Genomic DNA, 21,295 nt, shown 5'->3' on the forward strand with positions numbered 1-21,295 from the left:
GAGGCGCCTAAAGACGTCCTTCTTCGCCTCTTTGCGTTTCCGCCGCTGCTCCGTCTGCGGCCCGCTCCAGGGCGACCATTTTCTTGACCAGGGCCAACAGATCGCGCTTTGTGCCGTGCGGCAGAGACACGACCTGTTGCACGAGTTCCATGCTGTCGCGCGCTTCCTCCGGCGTACGGCCCCATAGATGCGGGGCAGCGCTGAACAGCATTTCCATCGGCATGAATCCGAGGATTTCGCACAGGTGGATCATCCTCGTTACGTGCATTTTTGAGAATGCGCGTTCATAGCGGCCATAAACCTGCATCGAAAGGCCAAGCAAGGGCGCGAGCTCGGCACGCGTCAGATCCTTATCCTCGCGCGCCTTGCGGATGAAGGCGGCAATTCTTTCATCGATCTCGCCGAGGGTTTTAATGCCTTCGAACCCCGGGCGGCGGAATACAGGCTTGTCGATCTCGGGATCGATCGTCTCAACCAATTCCATTTTGTTTTTATAGGCGTCCATATCCTTAGGCACGTCCTCTCCCTTCTTGCGTTTTTCGAGTCGCGGACAGGGCGACGACCTCATTCAAACATTCAAAACGGGATTGACCCAAGTACGCCCCGGCACTCTCTTGCACAGCTATTTTCCAGAAGCGGGAAGTGGGGACGTTGCTTTTTGCTACTCGCAACAGGCAATCATCAGGACCGTGCGCTCGCCTTGCATGGTTCTTTCCAGCGGAAGCCTGCATTCATAACGCCTTTGAGCTGGCGTGGGGACAGGCACAGCCCACTGAGAAAAAATCAGCGCGCCCTGGCTGCAACCATTCGCCAAGTACCCGGCTTTCCCTCGAACACAGCTTCGACACGTTTTTCCCCATCGACCCACCCCAGGCGCGCCAGGAGTTCGCACGCGACAGAATCTTTGCCAATACTAATACATCGCTTCACGGTAACCGTCGATCCAGTCCCGTGCATTGAGATATCCCAATTGGATAAGCGAAACAGCTCGCCCTTGGCGGTTCCGTCAGATGGCCGGATGACCGCATCGAGAGCGGATTCCATAAGCCCGTTCAATGGTAAAACGGCTTTTGAGCCTTCACTAAAGTCGAAGCCTTGGCGACCGACTAACGGTGCGGCATAGATGCCAATAAGGATACCGATCGTGATCCCGAGCAGGAAGCTGCGACCGCTCACGGGTCAATAGCCGTTGTCTCGGAGAAACTGGTCGATGGCCGCCTTTATGATCACCGTCATTTTGATGTCATTGTCGAAGGCAGCCTTTTGCAGTCGCATCTTCGTATCGTAGTCCAGCGGGCAATTGACGTAGTGCTTGGCTTCCCGCGCGTGCGCCCGCTTAAGGTCGCGCAGGCGATAGCGTCCCTCCTCCTGAGCCAGAGCACGTTCGATCGCCTTGCTCTTGCGCTCGTCACCGCTCGGGTTCGGCAGACCGCGCCGCGGACGCTCTCTTGTTGCATCCGCTTCTGAAACCGGTGTCGCTGTTGGTTCCCGCGCAGCCGTTCGCACCTCTGCCTGTTCCGACACATAGGGCGGCTTCATTGTGGCTTTGGATGTGGCCGGCTTCGGCCGTCGCGGTGCGATCGGAAAGTCAGAGACGGACAGTTTGCCTGGTTTAGACATTTCCCACCTTTCTCCGGTTTGCCGCGAGATGGCGATCGAGCTCCGCCACAAACGCCGCGATCTCCGCGCGACCCTTCATGACCGGGCCGGTCAGTTCGAGCATCTGCAAGGTACCGAGGCCGTTGCGGATTTCGCGGTAGCAATTGCGTTCGGTGAGCTCGGTATCCATCAACCTCGATTCATAGCCATTGTCGCGAAGATTGGCGATGAACGGACGGATCAGCCTGTAAGCCTCGAGAACGCGCCCCGGAAGGGCGATGCGCGTCACCACGTTGACGTGGGGGATCGTGCGCCCCTCGCTGTCGCCAATATCCGCCGTGATGGTGGCGGCTTCGCCGGCCGCCTTGATTTCGTCCTGGTTCGGCTGAATTGGCGTCAGCACCAGGTCGGAGTTGCGGATGATCGTATCGCGAATGACGCTGTCGACGCCCGGTGAGTCCATCAGAATTACGTCATAGACGCCGTCTTGTTCGGCCAGCACGGTTTCAATGCCTCGCTGCGTTGCCGCGCTGTGCAGCTCGATGTTGGCCGGAAGATTGTCTTTGGCCTCACATCGCTTCCACCATTCGGCGAGGTTCTGACGCGGATCGGCGTCGATCAGAAGAACCTTCTTTCCATGAATAGCGTACTCGCCGGCAACGAGGATCATGACCGTCGTCTTCCCCGCGCCGCCTTTTCCGCTGATCGCGCAAATCCTTTGAGACATGTCTGATCCCTCTTTTGCCGTCCCCAAAGCCGAACACGGCAGGCCGTCACCACGTTCATGCCTTCTCTTGGGCAAACAGCATTTCCAAACGAAGTGAATGCTTGGTTTCGCATGGCGATTGCACCACGTGATCACACCTCACTATCCAAGGATGTGATACTTCAATCACATCTTACCTTCATTTCATAACGTCGTAGCATGTGAACACATCGTGTGAATAAGTCGTGTGAAATGGGATCAACCGCGCGCTGCCGTTTGAGCCATCCTTGAAGTCTCCACGGTCGCCCAGTTTCCATTTTTGACTGATGAGGTCGGCTCCGGCCTTTCCGCTCCTTTTGTGGTGAACCCCGGAGCCGCGCGAAGGCCGTCTGCGACGCTCGCACGCAGTCCGCCAGGGCGAAGAGCGGAGCGTCCCTAGCGGACGAGGGGCACACAAAGGCCGACAAAGCGGTCCTGGAGGTGAACCCTGGAGAGCGTTTTAGCGTTTGAAGGGCAGGGGCCAAGGCCCTGCCCATGGTTTCGATGTGGACGAGCGAAATGTGAGCCGCTCGACGATTTCCTCTGTTGAGTGGAGAAATTTCACGTCTATTGAGTGTGGCAGGATACGGAAAAATGTGCGACATTTTTCCCAACGATCGAGGAACACGCCCTCGATGCCTGCCGCAAGCGCCAGAGAGAGGGGCCCAAGGCCAATGGACGACGCGAAATTCGAGGTCCGGCTCGAGCCGGACCGGAAGGGTCGAATGGTGCATGCCCGCGTCAGCGCGGACGAATATGCGGCGATCGAAAAGACCGCCAAGGCGGCCGACATGACGGTTTCCGGATTCTTCCGGTCGCTGATCATTGAGGGAGCGGGCGCTCGGCCATTCCTTGCCGAGGAAGACCGCCTCGTGATGGCATTGCTGCTGGAGGACATGCGCGCGATCGGCGTGAACCTCAATCAGGTCGCGCGGGCGCTCAACAGCGGCAAAGGCGTTCATCCGAGCGACGTCGATATCAATCTCGGGAACGTGCAGCGCGTCCAAGCGGCCGTTATGACGGAGTTGCGATCGCTGGCGAAGCGCGCCGGCCATAAGCGGCGAGGGGAGGGGTAAGGCGTGGAAATCTTCTTCGGCGCCTTCACGAGCGAATGGGAGCAGCGCCGCGCGGCGTTGCTGCATGAGCTATCGCTTGGGCCAAAACGCCGTTCGTCGGTCGAAGACGAAATGAAGCGTCGATTGAAAGCGATGGCCGAGCTGGGCGGTGGCGGTGGTTCTGGTTCAGGTGGAGGCGGTGGCAGCCGGCCGAAAATGCAACGGGCGGCCGCCAAGTCGATCTTCGCGGCCGAGACGCGGGCAGCGGAGGCGTCCCGTCCAAGAGAAGCGCGGCTAGCGGCGGTTGCCCAGGGCAGCCAGCCCGCGGTTGTCAAAATGGCATCCTATGGCGCCGGCGCGAGGGTGGGGGCGATGCTGAATTATGTGTCGCGTAGCGGCGAGCTCGCCGTCGAGAACGAGAACGGCGAGCGCATCAGCAGCCGCGAGGATCTGGCGCGGTTGCGGGGAGACTGGAACCATCTTTTCCAGAACCGCGCAGAGAGCCGCGATATCAGCAGCTTCACCGTAGAGATTCAAACTGCGGCGGTTTCGTCAGACGAGGCGATGCATGAGCTGGTCAGGAACAGTTTAACGAGCGCATTCGGCGATCGACGCTACGCTTATGCGGTCACGCGCCAGGCCGACGGCGCGCTGACGGTTCAAGGGGCGGTCGTGCTCAGAAGCGGGCAGGGCGAGCGGCTGACTGGCGACGACAAGGCCGCCAGCATCATTCAGGCGCGATATGACGCGAGTGCCGCCGCGCAGGATGTGGTTGCGCGGTTCTCGTTCCAGGGCTACGGCAACGGTGTCGAGTATGGCGCCAGCAAATTGCGGAGCCTGGTCGAACGTCATGACGGCAACGTTCGCGACGACCGCGGTCAAGTCATCGGTGACGAAGAGCTCGCTGGCGACCTGGTGCAAAAGGAATGGCGCGGTGATCTGCACAGCCGCAAAGGCCGCGACGTGATGCACCTGATCATGTCGGCCCGGGCCGGTACGAATGTCGAGGCGTTTGAAAACGCTGCACGCGACTTCCTCGCCGAGCAGTTCGCCGGCCATCGCTACGTGTTTGCCATGCATGATCCGGCCAACGATCCGAAGGAAGAAGGGGATGGAGGCAAGCGGCCACATGTCCATGCGCACGCGATCATCACCATGCGATCGGAATCGGGTGATCGGGTCGAGACGACCCCTCAGGTGTTTCGGGAGTGGCGGGCCACGATGGCGGAGAAGGCCCGGGCGCAGGGAATAGCGATGGAGATGACCGATCGTCGCGAGTTCGCCAGTCCGCCCGCCTTTACCCGCAATCAGGTGAGGCCGGTGAACAGTGAAGGGCGGACCGAGCACGTCGGGACCAGCGAGGCGGCACAGGGACGGTACGACGCCAAGCGGGGCGGATGGCGCAGTCTGGCGAAGGCCGAAAGAAGCCGGGAGTATGCCATAAAGGCAACACAGAGTTGGCAGAAAATTGCGCTCGCCAGCGGTGATCGACGTGTTGTCGCTTATGCAGAGCAGCAGCGGGATCGCTTGACAGCAAGCCTTTCGGCAGGTCAGGCGGAAGCGAGCGTAAATGTCGTTCGTGCAGATTTCGGATCAAAATTCCGCGCCAATATGGTAACCTTGCAGAAAGTCGTTTTGGAGGGCCAGGAAATGCGCGAGACAACACGAGCAGAGTTTGAAGCCTATGAAAAGAAGGTCGAGACGGCCTTGTTCCGGCTGGAGCGGAGCGTCGGTCCGGACGAGCGGGCCGACTTCGATGAAGTGGCGACATTGGCGCGCGAACACGTCAATCAGCGCCACGAGCTGGTGGAACTATATGAGCAGCGCAACGAAGTGCGGGCCGAGCAGAAGCAAGAAGAGCAGGCGGAGGCCGAATGGCAAGCAGCCGTCGCCCAGGACGGCGATGTCGCGGTTGATGCTGGCAACGACGTCCTCTCGGTTCAGGATCACAGCTCCGATCTGATCGAATCCAGTTCTGCTGAAGAACGGCAAGCCGCAATGGAACAGCCGCAAATGCCGAAAGAGGAGTTAGAACGGGCCATTCAGGCCGAGATTGATCGGCTCAAAGCAGAAGGCTACAGCACCGCATACATTTGCGAACGGAGTCTGGAGATCGAGGACGGCGTTCGCCAGCGGTATGCCGAGGCCATGCAGAACCCCGACAATCCCGCTCTTGTCGGCGCAGCTAAAAATCGGGAGGCGCTGATTGCTGGCGCCGAAAGGGTAGGGGAGCAGTCAGCAGAGCAAAAGGACAAGACCCCGACGAATGCCGATGCCGTCGTCGAACAGCAGCGCGAGCCTCGTCTCGAGGAGCCGGAGCGCCAGCCAATCGATCCGGATGCGCGCGAGGCGCACGAACTCGCATCAACAGTCGATGCTACAAATCGGCTGCAGGATAAGTTAAACAGGGACAAGGAGGCCGCACAACGCGGCGGCGAAACGACGCGGACCGATCCGGCGCAACAGCACATTCCTCGCCTCGAGGAGCTGGAGCGCGAGGAACGAGAAAGAAAGGAACGCGACCGCGACGAGCGGGACCGTTAATCGACCATGTTTGATCGACAGGATTACGTTTACCAGTACAGCGACCCGAAAGGTGATGAGGGGTTTGGCAAGCTATTTGCTATCGTCATCTGTTTCGTTTTCTTCCTAGGTGCACTGCAGGTTGCTTATGAAACGCTGTCTGGCTGGTACCAAAACTTCATGCAGTGGGGCAGCGAAATGCTGGCTTTTTTGGCCGGCTTTTGGCCGTTCTGATCGTTCCGGGCCTCCGGCATTCGAGTCTCATGCGAGGATAAGAAATGGCAGACGAACCGAACCGGAATCCGACTGCTGACGAAATAGCCGGTATGCAGTGGTGGAATGCACTTACCGAGGCTGAGCGCGCGGACTGGCTGGCGCGGGCGGATTCGGCAGTGCCCGCCGAGGCTTGGGCAGCCTATAAACGTCAGGGACCGCTCGACCTAAAACCTGCTGCAGGGATCCACTGAAAAGAGACCGTGTGGCAGCCATCCGCGTCCTCACGTCCCGCCATTTGAGACGGAATCGAGAGCGACAACCTGCCGAACTTTACCGCCAAAAGGAAAGTCGGCGGCCCATCTTTCAATGAGCATTGCCTGAACCCGCCGACCTGCGGATTGCCAGTGGCCCCGCGATTCGCAGCTTTGCCGGAACGAAGGCGTGCCGTCTAGCAATGTAGGCGTGTACGTTCCAGGTACGGAAGTTTTCAAGACTCTGCATTAAACCGCAGCCGCCCGACCGATGATCCCGGTTTTTTCGTTCTGTGGGCCTGCTTCTTGCGCGATCGAACTTTCCCCCATACGAAAGCGGAATAACAATAGGAGTTGATGAATGATCGAAGAGAACAACCGCCAGAATGCGGAATTGATGGAATTGACCGCGGATATTGTCTCGCGGCGTTTGTCCAAAATAACGCAGTGCCCGTAGCAGGCCTGCCGGATCTGATTTCTTCGGTGAACTCCGCTCTCGTTAGCTTAGTCAGACCAGCTCCAGTTGAGCAGCCAACACAGACCCCGGCGGTCAATCCGAAAAAATCTGTCTTTCCCGACCACATCATTTCCTTGGAAGACGGGCGCAAGTTCAAGTCGATGAAACGGCACTTGGGCTTGCTCGGCATGACGCCTGACGAGTATCGGGCCAAGTGGGGTTGGCGCGGGACTACCCTATGGTGGCACCAAGCTACGCTGCACAACGGTCAGAGCTGGCGAAGTCAATCGGACTTGGTCGCAAGACGGGCGCAAAAATGCCCACCAAGAAGGCTCCAGCCAAGAAGGCCCCAGCCAAGCGGGTGAAGGCCTAAGAAGACCCTGCCTCAGGCAAGCGGACCAATGCGATGACACGCCGATCCATTGCCGAAGAGCTTGAAAGTGCCGCTGATCGCATTGCGGACATTTCGCGCGCGGATCTGCAGATCATCTTGCGGCGCGCGGCATTGATGCTCAGAAACGTCGCCGGCGTGCCGCTGGAACCGGCAACCGAGGACGCTCTCAACTCCATTGCTGCCGAAATGAAAATCGGCCGCGCGGACCTCATTCAGATCGTGCTGCGGGAATGGCTGGAAACGAACGCCTATCTGCCCGTGCGCGAAATCGATGAGGAGAGTGAAACGGACGGGAGCGCGTAAATGCAACCTTCCGCGATCACGCAATGCACGGCGACGCTGCGACTCAACTATCGCTAAGGCGCGGCGGACCTGATGGCCCGTCCGGCCAGCGCCTTTCAGGCAACCTCCCACTGAAAGGCGCCGGCCTGTCGTATCCGTCGACGGCCAAGGTACGAGCAATAGGAACCATTGGCAGTTCTAGCTTCTTGGCGGTCTGTCGCGCTTTGAGGTCGACGATCTCGTCATCTGACTTTGGCTTCAACCGATGTGGGTCTCTGTCCCGTTACGTTTGTGTGAGACACACAGGCGGCAATCCCCTGCCCCCAAAATATCGTCGCGATCAGGTTCTCAGATGAAATTTGTGGAAGCAGCCACGAGGCCTTATTTGGAACGGCCGAGATAGCCGCGCGTTGTATTTCGACGTCGCCTCACTTCTATGGAGCGCCAGTGATGGGACTCTTCACGAAAGACATCAAGACGATGGAGGATCTGTTCCTGCATGTCCTGCAGGATATTTATTATACTGAAAAACAGATCATCAAAGCATTGCCGGACATGATCGAAAAAGCCACCAACCGCGAGCTGACAGCTGCCTTCCAAAGTCACCTGAAAGAGACCGAAAAACACGTTCAGCGTCTCGAACAGGCGTTCGACCTGGCCGGCATATCGCCAAAAGCGTCCAATTGCCCGGCAATCGACGGCATTATCAAGGAAGCTAACGAGATCGCCGGTGAAATTGCTGAGAAGAAGGTGCTTGATGCCGCGTTGATCACCGCCGCGCAAGCCGTCGAGCATTACGAAATCACGCGATACGGAACGCTTATCGCCTGGGCAGAAGAGACCGGCAAGGACGCGATCGCCAAACTATTAACGACCACCCTCAAAGAGGAAAAAGCGGCCGACAAAAAGTTGACGACAATCGCGGAGCGAAAAGTCAATCAGAAAGCCGCCGGCTAATCGAGGCTGCAAATCATGGACGCGCGCGGCGAACACACCCGGTCTTTGTGGATGAAGGTCGAGGTCGATTCTGCGGCCCGGTGTTTCTCGGGCAGGCAGAGATGCGACACCGTCATCATCGGATCGGGTATCGCCGGACTTTCGGCAGGTTATGAGCTCGCTACCGCTGGGCATCAGGTCATCATCATCGATCGCGGTCCTATCGCGGGCGGGATGACGTCGCGAACGACTGCGCATCTCGCGCCCATTTGCGACGACGGTCTGAGCAGGCTGATCAATCTGCGCGGCGAGGCAATTGCGCGGCTTTTTCAGCAAAGCCAGGAAGCTGCTGTCGCACGTATCGAACAGATCGTTGAGGAGCTTGGGATCCAGTGCAATTTCCGGCGGCTGGACGCGTTCCTGTTTCCCGCAATGGGAGTTGATCTTAAGCAGGCCAGCGACCAGCGCCAAGAGGAGTTCAGTGCCGCTAGGACGGTTGGTGCCGCAGCCGAGCTTGTCACTGGTGTGCCCCTCAAAGGCTTCGAAAAGGCCCCGGTACTTCGCTATCCGAACCAGGCTACGTTTCATCCTCTAAGATATCTGCAAGCAATTGCCGAAGCGGTCCGCGACAAGGGAGGCCTCATTTTCGCGAACAGTGCCGTGATGGCAATCGAGGAATTGCCGGAACGTGGGGTACACGTGTCCACTGAGAACGGCGGAGTGATCGAAGCGTCAAATGCAGTGGTCGCCACCAATTCCCCAATCAACGATCGCTTCAAGCTGCACACCAAGATGGCTCCTTATCGAACCTACGCGATGGCTTTTACGCTGGCCCGCGGTGAGCTCCCGGATGCGCTTTTCTGGGATACGGGCGACCCCTACCACTATGTCCGGATGAACCCGGGCCCCGGGTTGGTAGACTATCTCATTGTAGGTGGCGCCGACCACAAATCAGGCGAAGCTGATGACGGGGACATTCGGTTCGAGGCAATCGAGGCGTGGATACGCGCCCTGGTGCCAGCATTGGGCAAAGAGGTGACCCGTTGGTCCGGACAGGTCCTGGATACGGTCGATTACTGCGCCTTCATCGGTCGCAACCCCGGCAGCAGATCGGTCTACGTTGTCACAGGTGACTCCGGACAGGGTATGACGCACGGCACGCTTGCAGGAGTTTTGGTGAAGGATCTCATCTTCGGTCAACCCAACCCTTGGATAGAAGTCTATGAGCCCGCACGTATAGCCACATCCGGCGTGGTCAACTACATCCGAGAAAACCTCTCGGCGGCCGAGAACATTGCCCGCTACTTGCTGCCCGGCGAACTCAAATCCTTCGATGACCTTTCCCTTGGTCAAGGCGGCATTTTGCGAGATGGACTGCAAAAAATCGCTGCCTGTCGCGATAGCGACGGCACGCTGCATTTGCACTCCGCTGCCTGTACGCATTTAGGGTGCGAAGTGGCATGGAACACGACAGAGCAGTGCTGGGACTGTGCTTGCCATGGATCGCATTTCGCTCCGGATGGGGCTGTCCTGAACGGACCCGCATTGCTTCCTTTGGAGCCGGTCGAAGTTCGGGGGTCGTGAACGTCCCGACTTGGCGCGATCCGCATGGCGACCGGCGGACTAAGTTTGGGCCAACGGTCAAGCGAAACCGAAGCGTCGACGTCCAAATGCGGCAAGAGGATGTCCACATGACCCGCATCGCGACCTTCAACGTGAACGGCGTCAACGGCCGGCTGCCCGTGCTTTTGAAGTGGCTAAGCGAAACCAATTACGACATCGTCTGCCTTCAGGAGCTGAAAACCTCGGACGAGAAATTGCTCGTCGATGCCATCAAGCAAGCGGGATACGGCGCGATCTGGCATGGCCAGAAGTCTTACAACGGCGTAGCGATCCTCGCCCGAGCAAGGGAGCCGCTGCAATGACGACGCGGCCTGCCGGGAGATCCTGACGATACACACCGCCGCTACATCCAGGCCGAGGTGGACGGGCTCGTCATCGACTGCCTTTATCTGCCCAACGGCAATCCAGCGCCTGGCCCAAAATTCAACTACAGCTGAGGTGGTTCGAGCGTCTGATTGGCTACTCAAAAACCCTCCTCAAAAACGACGCCCCAAGTATCTCTGTGGCGACTATAACGTCGTTCCAACTCCCACTGTAGCGCCAAGATGCTGGCTAGGCGACGCGGTCTACTTTCCGGAGAGTCGGCAAGCTTACGCCGAAATGCTTGGGAACGGGTTGGATAGACGCCGTCCGATGCATGCATCCCGAAAAGGGCACCTACACCTACTGGAATTCTCCTATCGGGGTGGCTACGATCGGAGTTCTGGCCTCCGGATGGACCATCTCCTGGTGAGCCCATCCCTTTCGAACCGGCTCCGCGGTGCCGGCGTGGATGTAGAGTTGCGTGGATGGGACAAGCCAAGCGACCATGCGCCAGCGTGGATCTGGCCGACACTGCGAGGAAAGCGAGCGCCACCTTCGCGCTCCTAGGCACCCTGTCGTTGGTCATTGGCGCGTTCATAGCGAGCGCGGCTGCAGCACTGGGCGGGAGCCAGAGAGACGAAGAAGACGCGTTGGTTGGTCGAAACGATCTTCAGCGTTCCCCATCTCACTGAAGCAATCAGTCTGCGTCTCTCCCCTGGAAGGAGGCGCGGGCCGGCCCGGCAGATGTTGAGCGTGAATAACGTGGCTGCACTTCGCCACTCCGGCATCACCTGCCCGGCTGTTGCTGTGGCTCGGAAAGTGCTGGCTCAATCGAGGGCGCATCCACCGCCCCTGGCAGCCTGTCGTATTGGAACTGCTCAGCCTACTGCAAGTTCAGAAGCGGATCGAAGGTGATCGGGACAGAGGAAGTCCTGAAAAAGCAGCGGGAAGAGGCGGCCAAGAAGTGCGGTCAACCGTAGACGGCCGGGGCAACTGCAAGCCAAGGGGTTGTTGGCTGGTGGAGATTCGAGGTCGCGGCCGACAGGGGAGACCAGCTAGTATTCCGTCATATGGACCGGATTCCGCGGCGACATAGGTCAGCGCAAACGTATGGCCCGCACCAGTCCTCGCCCGCTCCAGGCCTTTTCCCGTGAGCTATTTTTGTGCCCGGAACGATACAAACCTTCATGCATTTACGCAACTCTTCGTTCTTCAACTCGTTCTTGCTGGGAGCTGGACCATTGTCCTCGAGAGGCTACGCCTTGGCCAACCAGGAAACGGATGAAGTTTCCATCGTTGACTTGATACCTGCGTTGCGCGCCTTTGCGCGCACCTTCTGCCGTGTTCCTGACGATGCCGATGACCTTGTCCAGGAGACGTTGACCAAGGGGCTCGCCAACATCGATAAGTTCGAGCCTGGAACGCGTATGAAGTCATGGCTCTTCACCATCATGCGCAATACCTATCATACGCGTGTCAAAGCCGCCGACAGGGAAAAACCCGGCCTGCTTGACTGTGCCTCTCTGATCCCGATTTCGGAAGCGACGCAGGAGTGGTCCGTTCAGAGCAAGGAAGTCCATAGCGCGGTCCAGAAGCTGCCGGAACATCAGCGCGAGGTCCTGATGCTGATCGGGGTTCTTGGGGTCAGCTACGAAGAAACCGCCGAAATATGCGATTGCGCGGTGGGAACGGTAAAAAGCCGCCTTAACCGAGCGCGCGCCGGCGTGCTGGAATACCTCGGCGAAAGTTCGTTGCAGACATTGGTGGAAAGACGCAATCACCTGTCCGAAGCACAGGGAAACTTCGCAGTCGACAGGCGTCGATAGCTAGTCCTCTTTCTTTGCTTTGCATCGACGCTTCTCGACAAGCGCGTTCTGCAATTGAACCGCGAGGTTGGTCAACCGGTTGGGGACCTTTTCCTGCTCGATGGCAGTCAGCAGAGATGCAATCTTCCGGTCTATTGCCAGCCGGAGTTGCGGGCTGATTGTATCGTCGCTTGAGCGAGACATCGTGTTCTCTTAACGAAGTGGTCCCTTCACCAGTGTGGTGACAGCAATCAGAGTTTGCAAGGATTTACGCGCCGTCCTTACAGTCAGCACCGAGCCTTGCACAGCATTGTTTCGAAGCCGCTGGTGTCGCCGGGAAAGCCTATGCTCTTCCCTCCGTTCCGCCCCGGCAATATTCCCGGGTGCGCTTGACAATTCGACTCTTGCGACCTCAACTGGCCGCTGGTCATGATTGGCGTCTGCGGTTGCAGCAGTCGTTCTTAAGAGAGCCGATCTGCGGCGTGACACTGATCGGAGTTGATCCGATTGCCGTCGAGCCTGCGTTACTCGGTGTGCTGCTTTTAGCCTCTGTTGGACAAAACCGCGTTTCCTCGATCTTGTCCGTGGCCAAATCGGTTATCGCGCCGACGCCGGAGCCTTTGTCCTGACGGCCGAGATGTCTTTCTTGCCGCCGGATGCCATCTAGTCCTCCTTCGGATTGTGGGCACTCACAGGTGGCCTCTTCTATTTGATGCCCGAACAATTATTGGGCCGTAATGTTCCGTCGGATGCCGTAAGAAGAAAGGCATTGCCATCCCACCGCCGGAACGGCTTTTCGCCGTCAACCACGACCTGCATGCCGTGGGCTCTAGCGAGGTGGTGAACATCTGCACGATCCAGCGCCGGCGATCCGCGATAGGAGTAATTCAGAAGTGCTGCCATGCCTGCCGTCTTCAGGACACGCGCAATTTCCTCGAAATACCGCTCCGCCAGGCCAGCCAGCACCAGGTAGGGGAAACTGTCGACAGCCAGCACGCAATCGAAGCTTGCGTTGTCGAAATCGGCAAGATCGAGACCAGAGGTCAGCCGCAATTCCACATTGCGCAGCCTGGCACATCGCTGACGACCGATCGAAATCATCTTTGAGGATATGTCTATGCCGACGATCCGGTGCGCTGCATTGGAGAGCGCGCTTTCGAAACGCCCGATGCCGCAGCCAATGTCCAGAATGTCACGGTCAGTGGTGAAGCCTTGCCTGTCCAGCCATGCGACGATCTCGTCGGTGGCGGCGGCGAGTTTCTCCTCGTCTCCCAACGAAGATAGCTGGACGCTCGCCGCCAGGGAAATCGCCGCCGCCGCATCGAAGCCGGCGGCCAATCGCTTGACGACAGCGGCATCCGTTTCCTCCTCATTACGTTCGTGGCGAACGGCCGCGCCTGTTTCGCGCAGCGTGGCAAAGATATCAGGCCTGTGGCGAAGCAGCTCGGCGATGCGCTCCAGTCCGCCTCGTTTTCGAAGGTCGGCTGAATACATATCCAGCGCGATCTCCGCCAGCTCTGCCGCTTCGATCCCCGTCTCGAAGCGCAGCGCCAGTCTGGCGATGATGGCTTCGACGCTAGCGCCGTCGGCCATGCACTCATCGAGCACCATTCTTGCTGCCGACGCCTGTGGCGATGGGTTTCGTCCAGTCGTGCTCATTGAGCGATGCTCCGCGTCCAGACCTTTCGCATTGTCCATCGATCGACCGCGCCCCAGCCATATTTGTAGGTTTCCTGGCCGCGCAGGAAGTCGAACTCCCGCGCCCCTTCACGTGCCGCCTCGGCAATCGCGTGGCCGATCAGGATTGCGCCGGGACTTTCCTCGGCATAAGCCGGATCAAAACCGCCAAGGTAGGCGTAGGCGCGGTGGCGATGATGAAATCCGTAGTAGGCGCCGACGACCGCATCATCGATAGCAACAAGCCAGCATCGGCTAAGGCCCTGTGCGGCAAGCAGCGGAAGCGCCTGCCGATGGAATTCTTCTGCCGCCGGATCGGCCAGCACGCCGTCGCCATGCCCGGCCCAACGCGCGCAGTGAAGGCGGATCAGGTGATCGAAGAATGTTTTGGGATCGGCTTGCGCCGACATAATGGAAACGCAGCCGCGCCTGCATGCGGCTTTATGTGCGCGGCGCAACTGGCGTCTTCGCCGCGCCGGAACGCAGACCGCCAGCGCGTCGTCCCCGGCAATCGAGAGCACGGGACAAGCGGCGTGGTCGGCAAGTTGACCTGTTTCCAACGCAGGGTGCGTAATAGTGAGACCCGCAGCACCCGCTGGCAGGTCCGGTAAAATCCACTGCGACCAATTGATCGCAAGAACCCGGTCGGCGATGACGGCAGCTACAGCCGCTTCGATGCAGGGGAAACACAGGACATCCAGATAGTCGCTCAATGAAATCCCGACCGGAAGCAGTCGCAGACCGGAAGGCGTATTTTCCAGGTAAAGTGGCGCCAACCCCACCAGATCGTCGCCACGCCAGACGGCGATCGTCGCCAGATCTCCGGGCGCGAATGCGCGCCACCACGGCACCAGCCAGGCGGGGCTTTGGAACGGCGTCGCTGTTCGGCTGTGCGCCCACAGCTCCCACCAGCGCGGCACCAGGGCCTCAAGGGCGGCTGGATCGTCGAAGATCTCGGAGCGAAGCATGAAAACCGCTCACTGCGCCGCCGCCAGGCCCCTGCGGCTGGCACCAAGCCCTGCCAGCGCATGGTAGGCGTCCATGTAAGACGAAATCATCCGGTCGAGCGAAAAGCGCCGCCGCGCCTCGGCCCGGCAAATCTCGGGATCCAGGCGGGAGGCTGCGACGATGGCCTCCGCCATCTCGTCGACGTCGTTCACCAGAAAGCCCGTCCTGCCGTGTTCGACCACGTCCGGCAGCGCGCCGTTTGGAAAGGCGACAACCGGCGTGCCGCAGGCGAGGGCCTCCATCGCGACAAGCGAACTGGTTTCTGCGGCAAGGCTGGGAATGACCAGGCAGCGGGCGGCGTTGAGAAAGCGCCGTTTGGCCGTGAAGCCGAGCGGACCGAGGAAGCGGCGCCGCTTGTCGAGGCGCGGCTGGACTTCGTCACGGAAGTACAGCGTGTGGGTTTGGTAGGGGTAGACCTTGCCGCCGATGACCAGCGGCACACCAGCCTGTTTGGTCGCATCCAGCGCCAGATGGATGCCCTTTTCGGGACAGATGCGGCTGAGCACCAGCGCGAAGTTGCGCTTGGACTGCCGACTGCTCAGCGCGTCGAAATTGACGCCGTTTGGAATGGGTGCAACCAGCCTGGCACCCGGCGGCGCAGTCCTCTGTTGGGCCACCGAGACGGCGTGAAGCCATAGATCGTCGCGGACCGGGCGCAAAGCGTCGGCCGGATACCAGTCGAGCGGCAGGTGCAGGCTTACAAGTGTCGGGCCATCGTCAGGCAGATAGGCATCAAAATCGATGCCGTGCAGATGAACCACGTCGATCGGCCAACGGGCGCGTGCGACGTCTATCGCGACGCGGTGGGAGCGCTGTGCCCGTTTTTTCGCCGCATCGTCGAGCACACCTGGTTCAGCAGGTGTTTCGATGAGGACGCCCGCCGCTTTGGAGCCTCGGCAACCGATCACGATGGAACCGTGTCCGGCGCGCACGAGTGCCTGGTCGAGCATCGACAGCACCTGCTCGGCACCGCCAACCGCATCCGGGCCGACTGGCGCGAGAGGGTAGGCGACGTTCAGGACGGTGAGGGTCATGGCCGGTCGAGCCCAAGCTCCCCATGCGCAGCGGCCGCGTCGTGAAGCCAAACCGCCGCCTCGAAGCCGAGCGGCAGCGCCTCGTAATAAAGCTTGCCATTGTTCGGCAGCGCCAGGAAATCATAAGCAGGCGCCACCCGGAAACGTTCGACGCGCGCCGTAAACGGCGCCAGCGTCCGTTGCTGTGTCCGGTGGCAGGCCAGCATGCACTGCTTCCGTTCGAAAGCCGCTTCCGTAAGGTGCAGTTCAATGCAGTCACTGCCGGAATGACTGTTGAAGTCCTGGAGGACCGCGCCCTCAGTCCCGGCCGAATAGAACGCCATTTCGACGATGGCCGGCGCATGGCGTCCGTCGCGGCGCAGCAAATGGCAAGCCGCGTGGATGGCAAAGGCGGTCGCGTCATGATCAGGGTGACCGCCTTCGTAAGGATGCGTACAGACGAAGCTGACGTCGCGATCGGCCAAAAGGCCGGTCAGTTCCCGTGCGAGCCAGCTAAGATTTCCGGCGGCTTGCTTATCTGGATAACCGAGGCTGATCAGGGCCGTCGACGGCAAACCCGCTGCCGCCAGCGCCGTCTCCAATTCCCTATGGCGGGCCTCGGCGTAGTCCTGCCAAGTCTCGAAGCCGTGTGCTCGCGCGTCGTCAAGGTCTCGCGGCCCACCGTCGGTGACATGCACGATGCGAGATCCGCGCAATCCGGCAAGATGTCCGCCGATGCCGATGGTCTCGTCATCCGGATGCGCGACAACGATCATGATTTCAGCACCGTCACAGCCGTGCGGGGCAGCGCCTGTCAACAGGGCCGCGAATTCGGCAAGCGTTCCGGACCTGTCGGGTGCGCGTTGCATTGCTCACTCATGCTGCCGAAGCCCGCACCGCTCTGACCGGCGAGGCAGCCATGGCGGGAGCGTAGCGGTGGGTCATTGTCGCGCAAAATTCCGCGAATTCCTCCGGCACTAGCGGCGGACTGGTGTGGTGCGGCATCACTCCGCAGTGCTCAGGAGTGAAGCAGAAGGTGATGGTCACGTCGAAGTCGGCAAGCGCTTCCATCTGCCGGTCGTACCAGTCCAGCGCATTCGGCCTGAAACTATCGGCCCAGGAAAGCCCGGTGCGCAGATTGGTGACGCCCAGCCGCTTCATCCAGGCGACGGCGTCATCCAGCCGGGGATCTTCGAAGTGGAACCATTGCACCAGTCCCATTTCGGGCGCGTAACGCAGGAATTCCTCGAGCGCGGGTTTGGGCGTACCGTCTTCGCGTAGCAGGCCCATGTAGAAGTGGCGATAGTAGGAGGAGCCTTCCGCCTCGCGATGGCGCGTCGTTGCCCCCCATTCGCGCGGAAGATCGTAGAGGCTGTACCATTGGACGCGCGAGGCATTGCCGAGCAGCAGTTCGGCGGTCCGGCGCAAGCCCCATAGCTGTACCTCCTCGGCACCGAAGCTCGACACACCAACTTCGCTGACCCATACAGGAAGATCGGTGACGGTCGAAATCTCGCCGATCTTTTGGGGCCATTCCTGAATCTGCCAGAGGTTCCAGTCGAGCGGGAAGCCGTGCACGGCGACGGCATCGACATGATCCAGCGCGCCGTACTGCTTCATGAGTGCCATGAAATCGGCGTCGATCGGCGAGATGCCGCCCAGGATCTTGGTCACGGCGGGGTTTTCCGATGCGATCGCATCGGCCGCCAGTATTGCCATATTGGCGAAGCGGCTCCAGTCGGGGTCGAGTTCGGGATCCCAATGGGACTTGTTGTTCGGCTCGTTCCAGATCATCGCGGCTTCAATCATAAAGTTGTCCTTTCGACGGGTATACGGCGCCGCCGCCGGCCGGTTCGTCGGCGGCGCGGCAGAAATAAACCTCTTGTTCCGGGTGCAGCACGATCTCGAAGCCGGCGCTGCGCAGCATAGCTTCGGTGCAGGCGCTATTGGGAATCCACCAGTTGGTCGGGTCGTCGGCATAGCGATGCTCGACGAAATGCAGCTTCGGAAACTCCGGCCGGTCGAACAGATCGTGCGTCCAGAAAGGATAATTCTCATCGAGTGCAGGCAGTTCGGTGCTGCCGCGCTGCATGGACTGGAAGATCATCAGGTCGCCGGCGACGTGCTCCCGGATCAGATCGAGAGCGAGCAGGGGGTGGCGCAGGTGATACAGCACACCCATGAACAGGACGATGTCGAATTTCTCCCGCAGCGCGCCGACGTCGTAGACCGACAGTTGCTGGAATTCGATGTCGCAGTCCGCGATCTCGGCGGCGAAGCGCGCCTGCGCCAGATAGGCTTCATCGAAATCGATGCCGAGGACGCGGCCGGCGCCGCGTCGTTTCATCTCCATCGAGTAGAAGCCGGCGTTGCAGCCTATGTCGAGCACGGCCTTGCCGGACAGATCGGCAGGAATGGCGTCGGCGAACTTGCGCCATTTGATCAGCGGGTAGTTGCCGAGGAAATGGTCGGGGGCGGTTTCGACGCCTGCCAGCTCCATATTGTGGAACCACGGGCCAAGGGCATCGATGCGGCGACGGATTTCGGCGTTCGAATGCAGCATGGCTAGCCTCCTTCGCCTGGATGGCTTGGTATTTGCGACTGCCTTGGCAGCACGAACATGAGGTTCTTCGGGTCCTCCAACCTAGGGTCGTTGTTCTCAAGCAGCCGAAGTGCCGTGCGGTAGCCGTTGAAAGTGCCGACGTCGACATACGCGGTGCCTGCCTTGACGCCGTAAGCCTCACCGCCGGCCGTCAAATAGGCGTTGATCAGCGTACCGACGTATTCGTCGCTTTGATCCCGCTCGCGCCAAAGCGCGGCAAGCTGGTGAAGTATGCGGCCCGGCAGCTTGAACGCGCCCCAAATCCAGTTCGATGCAGCGTCTTGTTGCTTGACCTGGATCTCCCTCACTCGGTCGTCCTGGTCGAGAACGACGGCATCGAAGAGTTCCGGGTGATCCACCGGGAAGAGTAGAAACGACAACCGGTCGTCCGGCAGCTGGCAAAAGCCATCTTCCGGAAACCAGATCGTATCGGGCAGACCGATCAGAACCGTCTCGTCCGGCGCGACCAGCGGGCCGGCGCGGAAGATCGCATCGCAAAGACCGACGGGGGTCGGCTGTACGACGAACAGTGCGGCGGCGTCGCCGTAGCCGGCCGCATAGTATTCGAGGATATCCGATTTGCCCGATCCGATGACGAAGCAGATTTTGTCGACGCCGTTGCGCACCATGCGACGCACCAGATATTCGCTCACCGCGCAAGGACGCTCGGTCTGGCCGTCGATGCGGCTGCCGACCGGCAGGAGCTCCTTCGAGAAGCCGAGTGGTTGAATGCGGCTGCCGCGGCCGGCCGCGGGCACGATGCCCAACATCAGATTGCTTCCTTCAACGGCTCGCTCGCCGTCGAGCCCTGCAATGCATCGGACATGAGGCGATCCAGTTCCCTGGCGCGCTGTGCGGAGGTGTGTTCGTCCAACACCCGCTCGCGCGCACGGCGCCGGATTGCGTCAACTTCGCTGTCGGACAAGCAGACTGCCGCGACCACGTCGTCGGTGGTGTCCGCCAGGATGATCTCGCTGCCGGGTTGGAAAAAACTGCTCAGCCCGGGCCAGGTGTCGCTCACCATAGCCGCGCCGCAGGCTGCCGCCTCGAACAGCCTGCCCGAAGGACACCAGCCCCTCTTGGCCATCGCCTCGCGGGTCACGTTCAGCGTCAGACGCGATGAGCAGAAGAAGGCCGGATGGTCCGCAGGCGGAAGATGCCTGACAAAGAAGATGTTTTCGCCCCACGGAAATTCGTGCGGATATTGGGCGCCGCCGATCACGAAACGGTGGTCCGGCAGGCGCGCTGCCGTGCGGACCAGCAGCTTTTCGACGCCGGCCTGGCGATCAGCCGCATAAGTTCCGAGATAGGATATATCTCCGGCAAATTCAGCCCGGGGCTCTGCCGGCCGGTGTCGCTCGGGATCGACATGACCATACAGAGGCAAGACACGGCGCGCACCCAGCAGGGTTTTCAGCGCATCGATTGCGGTTCCCCCCGTATAACTCAGGACGAGGTCGAAATCGCGAAGGCCTTCGGGCCCGTAATACGCCGGTCGTAGACCTTGTTCGATCCGGGCGAGTGTGACCGGGGTATCCAGATCGTAGAAAACTTTCAGCCCGCGACAGGCCTGCTGCGCCAGGCGCGATGCCTCCACAGCGTCGGGGCAATAGGACGTGACGATGACGACGTCCGATTCCCCGATAGCCTGTTCCGCGACATGGCGAATGTCCTCCCAGTCCGGATAGAGAACGACATTGCCGCCATCGAGATGATCAAGGTCGCGCGCCCCGGCATAGTATGGGGTGTTGCGTTCGAAAAAGCTGACCGACCAGCCCAGCCGGCCGAGCGCACGGATCAGCCCGCGCCACAGCGTCGCGTGTCCGTTTCCCCACGAGGAGGTGACGGTGAGACCGAAAATGACCATACGCATCCGGCAGTCCTCGTCAGGCGGCTTCGTTTAGTCGGATCAGCTTGGAGCCCCAGTCACCCGACACGACCGTGGTGATCGAAGCGGGATCGATGTCAAAGCGAAAACAGTCTCCCAGCGGCAAGCCGAGCACCTTGCAGACGGCGGCTTTGATCACGTCGGCATGGCTGACCAGTGCCACGGACCGGTTTTGATAGCGTTTGCGAAGCTGCTGCATCAGCGAGATGACACGTTGCTGCACGTCAAGCATTGTCTCGCCGCCGGGCGTCCTCGCCTGCTGACGTTGACTGTTCCACATCCGCCAGTCGGCGTCCTGGCTCAACGCTTCGAAGGTCTTGCCCGACCACGCGCCGAAGTCGATCTCATCGAGTTCTTGGCAGATTGTGATCTTCTCGGCACTGCAGGCGATTGCGATCGGTTTTGCGGTTTCCATGGTTCGTTCGCGCGGGCTGCAACAGATTGCCGCTAGCGGTCGCGGCGCCATGTGGCTGGCCAGGCGCAAGGCCTGTGCCTTGCCGGTTTCGCCGAGGCAGACTCCAGCCATGCGTCCGGCAAGATAGTCGCCGACATTGTCGTGCGCCGCATGGCGGATCAAGAGGAACGTCGTCGTCATTCCGCGGCATCGAGCATCGGCTCGTCCCTACCGGCGATGAAAGACAGCGTGCGCAGGCGTGCCTCGGCATCGGTGAACTGCTTGGGCGGCGACTTCATGAAATAGCTGCAAGGGCCGGTGAGCGCCCCCGCGATGCCGCGGTCGAGCGCCAGCTTGGCGCAGCGGACAGCATCGATAACGACCCCGGCCGAGTTGGGCGAATCCCATACTTCCAGTTTGAGTTCTGCATTCAGCGGCACGCCGCCGAACGTCGTGCCTTCGACGCGGATGTAGGCCCATTTCCGATCGGTAAGCCAGGGCACATGGTCGCTGGGGCCGACATG

Annotated in this window: 23 protein-coding genes and 2 pseudogenes; 11 read left to right on the forward strand and 14 right to left on the reverse strand. The window is 60.2% G+C overall.

Going from position 1 to position 21,295, the window contains the following annotated elements:
* Positions 1-7: 7 nt before the first annotated feature.
* The 4 genes from AC0L3L_RS30705 to AC0L3L_RS30720 all read right to left on the reverse strand — a co-directional run bounded on the left by AC0L3L_RS30705 (position 8) and on the right by AC0L3L_RS30720 (position 2,326).
* Positions 8-505, reverse strand: coding sequence for a helix-turn-helix transcriptional regulator (locus tag AC0L3L_RS30705; RefSeq protein ID WP_473640852.1), 498 nt, complete (start codon positions 503-505; stop codon positions 8-10).
* Between the two features lie 278 nt (positions 506-783).
* Positions 784-1,176, reverse strand: coding sequence for a hypothetical protein (locus AC0L3L_RS30710; protein ID WP_473640854.1), 393 nt, complete (start codon positions 1,174-1,176; stop codon positions 784-786).
* 3 nt (positions 1,177-1,179) lie between these two features.
* Entirely contained in the window at positions 1,180-1,539 is a 360-nt protein-coding gene (locus AC0L3L_RS30715) for a hypothetical protein (protein WP_473640856.1), read from the reverse strand.
* A gap of 73 nt (positions 1,540-1,612) precedes the next feature.
* Positions 1,613-2,326: a ParA family protein gene (locus tag AC0L3L_RS30720; RefSeq protein WP_473640895.1), complete on the reverse strand. Its 714-nt coding sequence runs from the start codon at positions 2,324-2,326 to the stop codon at positions 1,613-1,615.
* A 692-nt stretch (positions 2,327-3,018) separates the two neighbouring features.
* Between AC0L3L_RS30720 and AC0L3L_RS30725 the strand changes: the two genes are divergently transcribed.
* From AC0L3L_RS30725 to AC0L3L_RS30775, 11 genes and pseudogenes are all read left to right on the forward strand, one after another.
* Entirely contained in the window at positions 3,019-3,420 is a 402-nt protein-coding gene (locus AC0L3L_RS30725) for a plasmid mobilization protein (protein ID WP_473640858.1), read from the forward strand.
* Positions 3,421-3,423: 3 nt separating this feature from the next.
* A complete protein-coding gene (locus AC0L3L_RS30730; protein WP_473640860.1) occupies positions 3,424-5,943 on the forward strand; it encodes a relaxase/mobilization nuclease domain-containing protein in 2,520 nt (839 codons plus the stop codon).
* A gap of 6 nt (positions 5,944-5,949) precedes the next feature.
* Entirely contained in the window at positions 5,950-6,156 is a 207-nt protein-coding gene (locus AC0L3L_RS30735) for a hypothetical protein (RefSeq protein ID WP_473640862.1), read from the forward strand.
* 44 nt (positions 6,157-6,200) lie between these two features.
* The gene (locus AC0L3L_RS30740; protein WP_473640864.1) at positions 6,201-6,389 is read left to right on the forward strand and encodes a hypothetical protein; all 189 of its coding nucleotides are present in this window, start codon (positions 6,201-6,203) and stop codon (positions 6,387-6,389) included.
* Positions 6,390-6,750: 361 nt separating this feature from the next.
* Positions 6,751-7,219, forward strand: a pseudogene (locus AC0L3L_RS30745) (Ros/MucR family transcriptional regulator).
* A gap of 33 nt (positions 7,220-7,252) precedes the next feature.
* Complete coding sequence (locus AC0L3L_RS30750) at positions 7,253-7,543, forward strand: hypothetical protein (RefSeq protein WP_473640865.1); 291 nt, start codon at positions 7,253-7,255, stop codon at positions 7,541-7,543.
* Between the two features lie 429 nt (positions 7,544-7,972).
* Positions 7,973-8,479 carry a YciE/YciF ferroxidase family protein gene (locus AC0L3L_RS30755; protein ID WP_473640867.1) on the forward strand — a complete coding sequence of 169 codons (507 nt, stop codon included), beginning with the start codon at positions 7,973-7,975 and terminating at the stop codon, positions 8,477-8,479.
* A gap of 15 nt (positions 8,480-8,494) precedes the next feature.
* Positions 8,495-10,042: an FAD-dependent oxidoreductase gene (locus AC0L3L_RS30760; RefSeq protein WP_473640869.1), complete on the forward strand. Its 1,548-nt coding sequence runs from the start codon at positions 8,495-8,497 to the stop codon at positions 10,040-10,042.
* A 107-nt stretch (positions 10,043-10,149) separates the two neighbouring features.
* A complete protein-coding gene (locus AC0L3L_RS30765; RefSeq protein ID WP_473640871.1) occupies positions 10,150-10,383 on the forward strand; it encodes an endonuclease/exonuclease/phosphatase family protein in 234 nt (77 codons plus the stop codon).
* A gap of 136 nt (positions 10,384-10,519) precedes the next feature.
* The gene (locus AC0L3L_RS30770; protein WP_473640872.1) at positions 10,520-10,951 is read left to right on the forward strand and encodes an endonuclease/exonuclease/phosphatase family protein; all 432 of its coding nucleotides are present in this window, start codon (positions 10,520-10,522) and stop codon (positions 10,949-10,951) included.
* A 695-nt stretch (positions 10,952-11,646) separates the two neighbouring features.
* Entirely contained in the window at positions 11,647-12,210 is a 564-nt protein-coding gene (locus AC0L3L_RS30775; RefSeq protein ID WP_473640874.1) for a sigma-70 family RNA polymerase sigma factor, read from the forward strand.
* A gap of 684 nt (positions 12,211-12,894) precedes the next feature.
* Here the strand turns inward: AC0L3L_RS30775 and AC0L3L_RS30780 are convergent.
* The 10 genes and pseudogenes from AC0L3L_RS30780 to AC0L3L_RS30825 form a co-directional block, all read right to left on the reverse strand.
* Positions 12,895-13,848, reverse strand: coding sequence for a class I SAM-dependent methyltransferase (locus AC0L3L_RS30780; RefSeq protein ID WP_473640875.1), 954 nt, complete (start codon positions 13,846-13,848; stop codon positions 12,895-12,897).
* The gene (locus AC0L3L_RS30785) at positions 13,845-14,834 is read right to left on the reverse strand and encodes a GNAT family N-acetyltransferase (protein ID WP_473640876.1); all 990 of its coding nucleotides are present in this window, start codon (positions 14,832-14,834) and stop codon (positions 13,845-13,847) included. Before AC0L3L_RS30785 ends, AC0L3L_RS30780 begins: the two co-directional genes overlap by 4 nt.
* Positions 14,835-14,843: 9 nt before the next feature.
* Positions 14,844-15,908, reverse strand: a complete 1,065-nt coding sequence (locus AC0L3L_RS30790; RefSeq protein WP_473640878.1) for a glycosyltransferase family 4 protein — start codon at positions 15,906-15,908, stop codon at positions 14,844-14,846.
* Entirely contained in the window at positions 15,905-16,756 is an 852-nt protein-coding gene (locus tag AC0L3L_RS30795) for a PIG-L deacetylase family protein (protein WP_473640880.1), read from the reverse strand. Before AC0L3L_RS30795 ends, AC0L3L_RS30790 begins: the two co-directional genes overlap by 4 nt.
* A 7-nt stretch (positions 16,757-16,763) precedes the next feature.
* Complete coding sequence (locus AC0L3L_RS30800; RefSeq protein WP_473640881.1) at positions 16,764-17,696, reverse strand: glycoside hydrolase 5 family protein; 933 nt, start codon at positions 17,694-17,696, stop codon at positions 16,764-16,766.
* Positions 17,689-18,450 carry a TIGR04290 family methyltransferase gene (locus AC0L3L_RS30805; protein ID WP_473640883.1) on the reverse strand — a complete coding sequence of 254 codons (762 nt, stop codon included), beginning with the start codon at positions 18,448-18,450 and terminating at the stop codon, positions 17,689-17,691. Before AC0L3L_RS30805 ends, AC0L3L_RS30800 begins: the two co-directional genes overlap by 8 nt.
* A 2-nt stretch (positions 18,451-18,452) precedes the next feature.
* A complete protein-coding gene (locus AC0L3L_RS30810) occupies positions 18,453-19,259 on the reverse strand; it encodes a sugar phosphate nucleotidyltransferase (RefSeq protein ID WP_473640884.1) in 807 nt (268 codons plus the stop codon).
* Complete coding sequence (locus tag AC0L3L_RS30815; protein WP_473640886.1) at positions 19,259-20,362, reverse strand: CgeB family protein; 1,104 nt, start codon at positions 20,360-20,362, stop codon at positions 19,259-19,261. The genes AC0L3L_RS30810 and AC0L3L_RS30815 overlap by 1 nt, the downstream gene beginning before the upstream one ends.
* A gap of 13 nt (positions 20,363-20,375) precedes the next feature.
* Positions 20,376-20,972 carry a histidine phosphatase family protein gene (locus tag AC0L3L_RS30820; RefSeq protein WP_473640888.1) on the reverse strand — a complete coding sequence of 199 codons (597 nt, stop codon included), beginning with the start codon at positions 20,970-20,972 and terminating at the stop codon, positions 20,376-20,378.
* A pseudogene (locus AC0L3L_RS30825) lies at positions 20,969-21,295 on the reverse strand (inositol-3-phosphate synthase); the annotation flags it as partial. The pseudogene AC0L3L_RS30825 and the gene AC0L3L_RS30820, both read right to left, overlap by 4 nt.

This window comes from Mesorhizobium sp. WSM4849, from assembly GCF_055811385.1.

What these genes read in the sequence shown, in the direction of transcription:
- AC0L3L_RS30705 (WP_473640852.1), bottom strand. Translation starts at nt 505, where the DNA reads ATGGACGCCTATAAAAACAAAATGGAATTGGTTGAGACGATCGATCCC.
- AC0L3L_RS30715 (WP_473640856.1), bottom strand. Translation starts at nt 1,539, where the DNA reads ATGAAGCCGCCCTATGTGTCGGAACAGGCAGAGGTGCGAACGGCTGCG.
- AC0L3L_RS30720 (WP_473640895.1), bottom strand. Translation starts at nt 2,326, where the DNA reads ATGTCTCAAAGGATTTGCGCGATCAGCGGAAAAGGCGGCGCGGGGAAG.
- AC0L3L_RS30725 (WP_473640858.1), top strand. Translation starts at nt 3,019, where the DNA reads ATGGACGACGCGAAATTCGAGGTCCGGCTCGAGCCGGACCGGAAGGGT.
- AC0L3L_RS30735 (WP_473640862.1), top strand. Translation starts at nt 5,950, where the DNA reads ATGTTTGATCGACAGGATTACGTTTACCAGTACAGCGACCCGAAAGGT.
- AC0L3L_RS30740 (WP_473640864.1), top strand. Translation starts at nt 6,201, where the DNA reads ATGGCAGACGAACCGAACCGGAATCCGACTGCTGACGAAATAGCCGGT.
- AC0L3L_RS30750 (WP_473640865.1), top strand. Translation starts at nt 7,253, where the DNA reads ATGACACGCCGATCCATTGCCGAAGAGCTTGAAAGTGCCGCTGATCGC.
- AC0L3L_RS30755 (WP_473640867.1), top strand. Translation starts at nt 7,973, where the DNA reads ATGGGACTCTTCACGAAAGACATCAAGACGATGGAGGATCTGTTCCTG.
- AC0L3L_RS30760 (WP_473640869.1), top strand. Translation starts at nt 8,495, where the DNA reads ATGGACGCGCGCGGCGAACACACCCGGTCTTTGTGGATGAAGGTCGAG.
- AC0L3L_RS30765 (WP_473640871.1), top strand. Translation starts at nt 10,150, where the DNA reads ATGACCCGCATCGCGACCTTCAACGTGAACGGCGTCAACGGCCGGCTG.
- AC0L3L_RS30780 (WP_473640875.1), bottom strand. Translation starts at nt 13,848, where the DNA reads ATGAGCACGACTGGACGAAACCCATCGCCACAGGCGTCGGCAGCAAGA.
- AC0L3L_RS30785 (WP_473640876.1), bottom strand. Translation starts at nt 14,834, where the DNA reads ATGCTTCGCTCCGAGATCTTCGACGATCCAGCCGCCCTTGAGGCCCTG.
- AC0L3L_RS30790 (WP_473640878.1), bottom strand. Translation starts at nt 15,908, where the DNA reads ATGACCCTCACCGTCCTGAACGTCGCCTACCCTCTCGCGCCAGTCGGC.
- AC0L3L_RS30795 (WP_473640880.1), bottom strand. Translation starts at nt 16,756, where the DNA reads ATGCAACGCGCACCCGACAGGTCCGGAACGCTTGCCGAATTCGCGGCC.
- AC0L3L_RS30800 (WP_473640881.1), bottom strand. Translation starts at nt 17,696, where the DNA reads ATGATTGAAGCCGCGATGATCTGGAACGAGCCGAACAACAAGTCCCAT.
- AC0L3L_RS30805 (WP_473640883.1), bottom strand. Translation starts at nt 18,450, where the DNA reads ATGCTGCATTCGAACGCCGAAATCCGTCGCCGCATCGATGCCCTTGGC.
- AC0L3L_RS30810 (WP_473640884.1), bottom strand. Translation starts at nt 19,259, where the DNA reads ATGTTGGGCATCGTGCCCGCGGCCGGCCGCGGCAGCCGCATTCAACCA.
- AC0L3L_RS30815 (WP_473640886.1), bottom strand. Translation starts at nt 20,362, where the DNA reads ATGCGTATGGTCATTTTCGGTCTCACCGTCACCTCCTCGTGGGGAAAC.
- AC0L3L_RS30820 (WP_473640888.1), bottom strand. Translation starts at nt 20,972, where the DNA reads ATGACGACGACGTTCCTCTTGATCCGCCATGCGGCGCACGACAATGTC.